This window comes from Plantibacter sp. MMLR14_011 (genome assembly GCF_001865025.1).
GTDB lineage: Bacteria > Actinomycetota > Actinomycetes > Actinomycetales > Microbacteriaceae > Plantibacter > Plantibacter flavus_A.
Map to the genome: position 1 here is coordinate 25866 of NZ_MJGW01000002.1, position 8775 is coordinate 34640.

Annotated in this window: 7 protein-coding genes and 1 riboswitch; of the genes, 5 read left to right on the top strand and 2 right to left on the bottom strand. The window is 69.8% G+C overall.

Features of this window, described 5'->3' with window-relative positions:
• Window positions 1-54 precede the first annotated feature (54 nt).
• From galT to BIU99_RS02975, 3 genes are all read left to right on the top strand, one after another.
• Window positions 55-1206 carry a galactose-1-phosphate uridylyltransferase gene (galT, locus tag BIU99_RS02965; RefSeq protein ID WP_071259418.1) on the top strand — a complete coding sequence of 384 codons (1152 nt, stop codon included), beginning with the start codon at window positions 55-57 and terminating at the stop codon, window positions 1204-1206.
• A complete protein-coding gene (gene galK, locus BIU99_RS02970; protein ID WP_071259420.1) occupies window positions 1203-2363 on the top strand; it encodes a galactokinase in 1161 nt (386 codons plus the stop codon). Before galT ends, galK begins: the two co-directional genes overlap by 4 nt.
• Window positions 2364-2496: 133 nt before the next feature.
• On the top strand, window positions 2497-3414 hold the full coding sequence (locus BIU99_RS02975) for a hypothetical protein (RefSeq protein ID WP_071259422.1): 918 nt from the start codon (window positions 2497-2499) through the stop codon (window positions 3412-3414).
• A gap of 26 nt (window positions 3415-3440) precedes the next feature.
• Here the strand turns inward: BIU99_RS02975 and BIU99_RS02980 are convergent, their stop codons facing one another.
• Together BIU99_RS02980 and glyA are read right to left on the bottom strand one after the other, a co-directional pair.
• Window positions 3441-4313 carry a bifunctional methylenetetrahydrofolate dehydrogenase/methenyltetrahydrofolate cyclohydrolase gene (locus tag BIU99_RS02980; RefSeq protein WP_071259424.1) on the bottom strand — a complete coding sequence of 291 codons (873 nt, stop codon included), beginning with the start codon at window positions 4311-4313 and terminating at the stop codon, window positions 3441-3443.
• 10 nt (window positions 4314-4323) lie between these two features.
• On the bottom strand, window positions 4324-5595 hold the full coding sequence (gene glyA / locus BIU99_RS02985) for a serine hydroxymethyltransferase (protein WP_064296623.1): 1272 nt from the start codon (window positions 5593-5595) through the stop codon (window positions 4324-4326).
• A 42-nt stretch (window positions 5596-5637) separates the two neighbouring features.
• A riboswitch (ZMP/ZTP riboswitch) is annotated at window positions 5638-5756 on the bottom strand.
• A gap of 158 nt (window positions 5757-5914) precedes the next feature.
• On the opposite strand from glyA, the gene BIU99_RS02990 reads away from it, so the two are divergent.
• Window positions 5915-7417, top strand: coding sequence for a beta-N-acetylhexosaminidase (locus BIU99_RS02990; protein ID WP_071259427.1), 1503 nt, complete (start codon window positions 5915-5917; stop codon window positions 7415-7417).
• Between the two features lie 404 nt (window positions 7418-7821).
• Window positions 7822-8775: sigma-70 family RNA polymerase sigma factor (locus BIU99_RS19875; RefSeq protein ID WP_175484344.1), on the top strand; the 954-nt coding region annotated here is incomplete at its 3' end.

Below are 8775 nucleotides of genomic sequence, written 5' to 3' on the forward strand. Positions count from 1 at the left end.
TTTCAAGGCGAAACGTTGTACGTTTCCTTTCGACAACCCGTTCTGAGGATCCCCATGCCCCCACTCGACGACACCTTCGTCATCGACCCGGCGATCGCGAGCTCGACCCAGCGCCTCGCCGACGGTCGCGAGCTCATCTACTTCGACGACGTCGACACGACGCTGCCCGCGGAGCGCCTGCCCGACGCTCGCGAACTCGCCCCACGTCCGCCGACCGCGTCCATGCGCCAGGACCCGCTGACGGGTGAGTGGATCTCGATCGCCGCCGCCCGCCAGAACCGGGTGATGCTGCCACCCGCGAACCTCGACCCGCTCGCGCCCGCGAGCCCCTCGAACCCCTCCGAGATCCCAGACCAGTACGACGTCGCGGTCTTCGAGAACAAGTCGCCGTCCTTCGGACCGCTGCTCGAAGACGAGAACGCACCGGTCGACCTCGCCGACCTCGAGACGATCGGGATCGGCCGGACCCGCACCTCGGTCGGGCGATGCGAGGTCGTGAGCTTCAGCCCGTCCAGCACCGGTTCCTTCGGCTCGCTGTCCCGCACCCGGGCGCGCACGGTGATCGAAGCGTGGGCCCGCCGGACGCACGCGCTGTCGCAGATCGACTCGATCCAGCAGGTGTTCCCCTTCGAGAACCGTGGCGAGCAGATCGGTGTCACCCTCCACCACCCGCACGGGCAGATCTACTCCTACCCCTACGTGACCCCGCGCACGCAGCGACTCATCGCCGCGAGCGAGGCCTACGGTCCCGGACTCTTCGCCGACGTCCTCGCCGCGGAGCAGGCCGACGAGCGCGTCGTCCTCGCCGGCGAGCACTGGACGGCGTTCGTCCCGTTCGCTGCGCGCTGGCCCATCGAGGTGCACCTGCTGCCTCACCGGCACGTGCCCGACTTCGCCGCGACCTCGCTCGAAGAACGGGACGAGCTCGCCGGTCTCTACCTGCGGCTGCTGCGGGGAGTCGACGCCCTGTACGACACCCCGACCCCGTACATCGCCGCCTGGCACCAGGCCCCGACCCGTGTCCACCGCGACGAGCTCCGACTCCACCTGCAGCTCACCTCCCCACGTCGTGGAGCCGACCGCCTGAAGTACCTGGCCGGCTCCGAGGCCGCCATGGGCGCCTGGATCGGCGACGTCCCGCCCGAGACCACCGCCACCGCCCTGCGCGCCGCGATCGCCGCAGCCGATGAGGAGAACCCCGTATGACCGACCTGCAGCGCACCGCCACGAGCGGATTCGAGAACGCCTTCGGCAGCGAGCCGCATGGCCTCTGGACCGCGCCCGGCCGCGTGAACATCATCGGCGAGCACACCGACTACAACGACGGCTTCGTGTTCCCGATGGCGATCGACCGCCGCACCGTCGCAGCCGTCCGGCGTCGCGACGACGACCGCATCCGGGTCTCGAGCAGCTTCTCACCCGAGATCGTCGAGGTCTCGGTGCGGGCGCTCGATCCCGACGCACTGCACGGCTGGTCCGCCTACCCGCTCGGCGTCGCGTGGGCGCTCGGCCAGTTCGGGGCACCCTTGCAGGAGGTGCCCGGGGTCGACGTCTACATCGACTCCGACGTCCCGGTCGGGGCCGGCCTCTCCTCCTCCGCGGCCATCGAGGCCTCGGTCGCCGTCGCACTGAACGAGATCTGGCACCTCGACCACGACCGCCGGACGCTCGCGAAGATCTGCCAGCTCGCCGAGAACCGAGCGGTCGGCGCACCGACCGGCATCATGGACCAGTCGGCGTCGCTCCTCGGCCGGCGTGACTGCGGCGTCTTCCTCGACTGCCGTTCGCTCGAGACCGACGTCATCCCCCTCGGCTTCGAGGAGCATGACCTCGAGCTGCTCGTCATCGACACGCGCGTCGAGCACGCCCATGTGTCGGGCGGGTACGCCGCACGACGGGCGTCCTGCGAGGCGGGGGCCGCAGCGCTCGGCGCCGACTCGCTCCGCGACGTCACGGTCGGCGACCTCGAGCGCGCTCGTGAGCTGCTCGACGACGAGACCTTCCGCCGCGTCCGTCACGTCGTGACGGAGAACCAGCGTGTCCTCGACACCGTCAGGACCCTGCGCGAGCACGGGCCGACGTCGATCGGCGAGCTGCTCGTGGCCTCTCACGCGTCGATGCGCGACGATTTCGAGATCTCGGTTCCGGAACTCGACCTGGCCGTCGAGACGTCGATGGCGGCGGGTGCGATCGGGTCGCGCATGACCGGCGGTGGCTTCGGGGGTGCGGCGATCGCCCTGGTCCCCGTCGCCCTGGCGTCGGCCGTGGCCGAGGCGGTCACGGCGGCGTTCGCCGAGGCGTCCTTCACCGCCCCGACCATCTTCCCCGTCCGCCCCGCCGCCGGAGCCACCCGAGAGTCCTGACCTTCCCCACCCCTGCCCGCGAACTGTCAATTCCGGCTAGTCCCGGCCGCTCGTACTAGCGTCGAGTGACAGTTCGCGGGCTGGGTGTGGAGAACTTCCGACGCTGAGACGCCGCAGTCGGCACCGTGGTGGGATGGTCCGCCGACGTCTCCTCCCCCTCGAACTCAGCAAGCAGCCGTTCTCCATGGCCGAAGCCGACGAACTCGGCGTGCCTCGATCGCGGCTACGAGCGCGCGACCTCGCCACGCCGCACCGAGGCGTCCGGGCACCGCTCGACCAGCCCACGGACATCCCCGGACGCTGTCACGCCTATGCCCCACTCCTCCACGATGGGCAGTTCTTCAGCCACGTGAGCGCGGCGGCCTTGCACGGCCTCCCCGTGCCCACCTGGGAACACGAGGCACCACTCGACGTCGCGTCCATCGCGCCGGCACGCGCGCCTCGAGGATCGGGCGTGCGTGGGCATCAACTCGACGGGGACCACTGGGAGGTCGTCGCCGTCGAAGGGCTACCGGTACTGACCGCCGTCGACGCCTGGTGTCAGCTCGGAACCCGACTCCCCTTGGACGACCTGGTGATCGCCGGCGACGTGTTGCTCCGCCGCAAGCGACCACTGGCATCGGAGCAGCAGATCGTCCGCGGGCTGGCACGGATGAACGGCCGTCGCGGCGCGAAGCGGCTGCGGCTCGCGTTCTCGATGATGCGGCCTCGGACGGATTCGCCGATGGAGACCGCATTGCGCCTGCTGATCGTCCGCGCGGGCCTTCCGGAACCACTCGTCAACGAGGTCATCTCAGACGCCCCCGGACGGTTTCTGGCCTTGGGCGACCTGGTGTATCCCGAACAGCGGGTCCTCGTCGAATACGACGGCGGCACCCACTTCTCGGATGAACGGCAGATCTTCCACGACATCGATCGCCTCGACCGAGTCATGGCAGCGGGCTGGCGGGTCATCCGGGTGAATCGCTCGCACCTGACGGACCCGTCGCCCATCCTCACCGCCCTGGCTCGCGAACTGTCACTTCCGGCTAATCGCGGGGCGCCGGACTAGCGTCGAGTGACAGTTCGCGGGCTGGGTTAGGGGGTGGCCATGCGGACGACGTTGGCGAGGAGTCCGACTCTCGTCATGGGACCGACACCACCGGGGTTCGGGCTGATCCACGAGGCGACCTCGGCCACGTCAGGGGCGACGTCGCCGACGACCCGGGACTTGCCGGTCTCGGGGTCGGTCTCGCGGCTCACACCGACGTCGAGGACGATGACGCCGGGCTTCACGGCATCGCGCGTGACGATCCCGGGGACGCCCGCCGCGGCGACGATCACGTCGGCGGTGCGGAGGATGTCGTCGAGTCCGACCGTTCCGGTGTGCGTCAGCGTGACCGTCGCGTTGTATTCGCGACGGGTGAGCAGCGGGCCGATCGCGCGACCGACGGTGACCCCGCGGCCCACGACGACGACGTGCTTGCCCGCCCAGCTGATCCCGTGACGTTCCACCAGCTCGATGACGCCCTTCGGCGTGCACGGCAACGGCGTGTGGATCGGGCGGTTCACGTTGAGCACGAGACGACCGAGGTTGGTCGGGTGGAGCCCATCGGCGTCCTTCTCGGGATCGATGCGCTCGAGGATCGCGTCGGTGTCGATGTGCTTCGGCAACGGCAGCTGCACGATGTAGCCGGTGCAGCTCTCGTCGGCGTTGAGCTCGTCGAGGACGGCCTCGAGCTCCTCCTGCGAGACCGTCTCGGGCAGGTCGCGTCGGATCGACTCCATGCCGACCTCGGCACAGTCGCGGTGCTTGCCGGCGACGTACCACTGCGAACCGGGGTCGGAACCGACGAGGACGGTGCCCAGCCCGACCGAGATGCCGCGCTCCTTGAGCGCGGCCACCTCGATCGCGAGTTCGGACTTGATGGCGGCGGCAGTGGCCTTACCGTCGAGGATCTGTGCGGTCATGTGCCCGCCCCTACTGCTGGAGGCCGGGGTAGAGCGGGAAGCGCTCGGCGAGCGCCGTGACGCGCTCCCGGAGGGCTCCGGCCTCGGCACCGTTGCGCAGCGCGAGAGCGATGATGTCGGCGACCTCGGCGAACTCGGTGTCGCCGAAGCCACGCGTCGCGAGTGCCGGGGTACCGATCCGCAGGCCGGAGGTGACCATCGGCGGGCGCGGGTCGAACGGCACCGAGTTGCGGTTGACCGTGATGCCGACCTCGTGGAGGAGGTCTTCGGCCTGCTGGCCGTCGAGCTCGGAGGTGCGGAGGTCGGCGAGCACGAGGTGCACGTCGGTGCCGCCGGTGAGGACGTCGATGCCGGCGGCCTTCGACGCCTCGGAGGTGAGCGCCTCGGCGAGGAGCTTGGCACCGCGGAGCGTCCGCTCCTGGCGGTCCTTGAACTCCGCCGTGGCGGCCAGCTTGAACGCGGTCGCCTTGGCGGCGATGACGTGCATGAGCGGCCCACCCTGCTGGCCGGGGAACACGTTCGAGTTGAGCTTCTTGGCGAGCTCCATGTCGCGGCTCACGATGAAGCCGGAGCGCGGGCCGCCGATGGTCTTGTGCACGGTTGAGGAGACGACGTCGGCGAACGGCACGGGCGACGGGTGGACGCCTGCGGCGACGAGGCCGGCGAAGTGCGCCATGTCGACCCAGAGCTTCGCGCCGACCTCGTCGGCGATCGCGCGGAACGCGGCGAAGTCGAGCTGACGCGGGTAGGCGGACCAGCCGGCGATGATGACCTGCGGCTTGTGCTCGAGTGCCTTGTCGCGGACGACGTCCATGTCGACGAGGAAGGTCTCGGGGTCGACGCCGTAGGAGACGGCGTTGTAGAGCTTGCCGGAGAAGTTGAGCTTCATGCCGTGGGTGAGGTGACCACCGTGGGCGAGCTCGAGACCGAGGATGGTGTCGCCGGGGGTGGCGATCGCCGAGAGGACCGCGGCGTTGGCCGTGGCGCCCGAGTGCGGCTGGACGTTCGCGTACGCGGCTCCGAAGAGGCTCTTCGCCCGCTCGATCGCGAGGGACTCGGCGATGTCGACGAACTCGCAGCCGCCGTAGTAGCGGCGACCCGGGTAGCCCTCGGCGTACTTGTTGGTGAGGACGCTGCCCTGCGACTGCAGGACGGAGACGGGCACGAAGTTCTCACTCGCGATCATCTCGAGGGTGTTGCGCTGGCGACCGAGCTCCTGCTCGAGGACCGCAGCGATCTCGGGATCGACCTCGGAGAGTGGCGCGTTGAAGGTGTCGGACAAGACTGGCTCCCTTTTGTGACAGAACGGATGTCGGTGATGTGCCGTTTCGGCCCAGGCGTGCGGCCGAATCCGCCCTTGTCTTCAAGGTGCAGGGTCGCTCCCCGATGGTGAACCATCTGAGGCGGAGCGGAACTCCGTCTATACGCCAGTTGCGACTGCTAGCAGCATAGCAACGGGACGCCCGACGCGCACCGTCCTGTGGAGGGGGCGGGCAGCGGTGGGGGCCGGTGTGTCAAGATGGCCCGACGCTTGTTCACCCTCCGAACAAACCCCGTTCCGGCCCCACGATCCCGCGTCGCCGACGCTGAAGGAACCACGCATGAGCCTGCTGCCCCGACCCATGTCGCAGACCACGGACGCCTCCGCTCCCCCGTTCCGGTTGTCGGCGGATTCGGTGATCCGTACCGACCCGTCGGCGGCGACCACGGCTCGGATCCTCGCCGAGGCCCTGCGCGCCTCGACGGGCTTCGACCTCCCGGTCGAGACCACCGGCACGGAGGAGGTGGCGGATTCGGCGGGTGCGGACATCGCATTCTCGGTCGACCCCCGCCTGTCGACGACGAGCGGGGCCTACCGATTGACCGCCGCGGCCTCCGGTGTCGAGATCGTCGGCGCGGACGCCGACGGGGTCCACCATGGCACGCAGACACTCAGGCAGCTCCTCCCGCCGAGCAACTGGGCGTCGACGGCCGACGCACAGGACTGGATCATCGCTGCGACCGTCATCGACGACGCGCCGCGCTTCGCATACCGCGGCGCGATGCTCGACGTCGCGAGGCACTTCTTCACGGTCGCGCAGGTGCAGCGGTTCATCGACCAGATCGCCGCACTCAAGCTCAACCATCTGCACCTGCACCTCACCGACGACCAGGGGTGGCGCCTCGAGATCGCCGGGTGGCCGGAGCTCACCGGGATCGGTGCGGCGACCGCGGTCGGTGGTGGTGCGGGCGGCTCGTACAGTGCCGACGACTACCGGGCGATCATCGAGTACGCCGCCGACCGCCGCGTCACGATCGTCCCCGAGATCGACGTCCCCGGACACACGAACGCGGTCCTCGCGGCGTATCCCGAACTCAACCCGGACGGCGTCGCCCGCGAGCCCTACACCGGCACGGAGGTCGGCTTCTCGAGCCTCGACATCCATGCCGAGTCCACCTACATGTTCCTCGACGACGTCTTCACCCAGCTCGCCGCGATGACTCCGGGTCCGTACCTCCACCTGGGTGGCGATGAAGCGCTCGCCACCACTGACGCGGACTTCCTCCACTTCGCCCGTCGGGTGTCCGAAGTGGTCGCCACGACCGGGAAGACCGCGATCGCCTGGCACGAGTTCGGCGCGTCTCGGGACCTCGCCCCCGGCACCATCGGCCAGTACTGGAACTACGTCTCCCCCGAGGACGGCCACGCCGACAAGCTGCGCTCGTTCGTGGATCAGGGCGGGCAGGTCATCATGTCTCCGGCCGACGCCGCCTACCTCGACATGCAGTATCCCGGCGTCGCGACGGCCGGCCTCACCTGGGCGGACGGCCCCACGAGTGTCGAACGCTCCGCCGTCTGGGAGCCGACCGAGATCGTCGAAGGTGTCGGAGAGCAGGACATCCTCGGCGTCGAGGCCCCGCTCTGGACGGAGACCGTGGCCGACGTGCAGACGCTCGAGTTCCTCGTCTTCCCTCGGATCGCGTCCATCGCGGAGATCGGCTGGTCGGAGCGACGCACGCCGGACTGGAGCGACTTCCGAGACCGGCTGGCCGACCTCGCTCAGGGCTGGTCGGCCGCGGGCATCGCCTTCCACCGCTCCCCCGAGGTCGGCTGGCTCGACTGATCCGGGCGACGGACGGGAAGGCGGCCGGGAGTGGCGCTCGCCCCCGAGCACCACTCCCGGCCTGTCGACGGGTACGCACGAAGGCGCCCCCTCCCGTCGAGATCTGCAACGTTTCGGGTCCGTTGCCCGATGCACGCCGGCCGTGGCGCGCATCGTGGCCGTCCGAGGACGACCCAGCCGGGTCCCCGTCGCCGGGAATCCTGCTGTTCATCCTGAGAGAGTGCATCCCGAACAGGTCATGACGCGGTTTCCCAGAACAATCGGAACGGATCTTCCTCGGCGCCAGCGGCTGTCCGCGAGACACCTCGTGCCAAGATGAGGGATCGGCGTCATGATCCCGCTCCACCCGACTCTCTTGGGCGGGCACGGTGCCCGGTAGTGCGCAGCTCGCAGACGGAGGCATCATGAGCCTGGACACATCCCCGGCTTCATCGCTCACCGAGCGATCGGATGCCGAGCTCATCGAGCACACCCGCACGGGCTCGCAGGACGCCTACGCGGAGCTGTGGCGACGACACTCGAACGCCGGACGGACCGTCGCCCGGTCCGTCACCTCGAGCCTCGATCCCGACGACCTCGTCTCGGAGTCCTTCGCGCGCATCTATCAGGCGGTCCGTCGCGGGAAGGGACCCACCGGCGCCTTCCGCCCCTACCTGTTCACCACCATCCGGAACACGGCGGCCGCGTGGGGCCGATCGCGTCGGGAGACCTCGCTCGACACCCTGGACTCCTTCGAGGACCCGGACACGAACGAGGCCTCCTCGATCGAGGCCCTCGATCGCAGCCTGAGTGCCCGAGCGTTCCGGAGCCTGCCGACCCGATGGCAGGAGGTGCTGTGGTACACGGAGATCGAGGCGATGACGCCTGCGGAGGTCGCGCCGCTCCTCGGGATGAAGGCCAACTCGGTGTCCGCGCTCGCCTACCGAGCACGCGAGGGGCTGCGCGAAGCGTGGATCCAGGCGCACCTGCAGGCCGTCGACGACGACTCGGAGCACGCCTTCACGATCAGCAGGCTCGGATCGTACGCGCGCGGGAACCTCTCCGCCCGGGACACGGCCAAGGTCGAGTCGCACCTGGACGCCTGCCAGCGGTGCACCATCGTGGCCGCTGAGGCGAAGGAGGTCGGCTCGCGCATGGCGCTCGTCCTCCTCCCCCTCGTCGCAGGCGCCGCCGGTGCGGCCGGCTATACCGCGTGGTTGCAGGCGAACGGCCCGTCGGCGACCGCGGTCGCCGCGATGCCTGCCGGTGTCACCGGTGGGGTCGCAGTGACGGCGCATCTGGGCACCTCGGTGGCGGCCTCCGGTGGGGTGGTGGCCTCCGGTGCAGCCGGTTCCGGTGGCGCCGCGTCGGGTGCCGGC

Excerpts from the sequence above, each read along its gene's own strand:
- galT (WP_071259418.1), top strand. The coding sequence starts at position 55 with ATGCCCCCACTCGACGACACCTTCGTCATCGACCCGGCGATCGCGAGC.
- galK (WP_071259420.1), top strand. The coding sequence starts at position 1,203 with ATGACCGACCTGCAGCGCACCGCCACGAGCGGATTCGAGAACGCCTTC.
- BIU99_RS02975 (WP_071259422.1), top strand. The coding sequence starts at position 2,497 with ATGGTCCGCCGACGTCTCCTCCCCCTCGAACTCAGCAAGCAGCCGTTC.
- BIU99_RS02980 (WP_071259424.1), bottom strand. The coding sequence starts at position 4,313 with ATGACCGCACAGATCCTCGACGGTAAGGCCACTGCCGCCGCCATCAAG.
- BIU99_RS02990 (WP_071259427.1), top strand. The coding sequence starts at position 5,915 with ATGAGCCTGCTGCCCCGACCCATGTCGCAGACCACGGACGCCTCCGCT.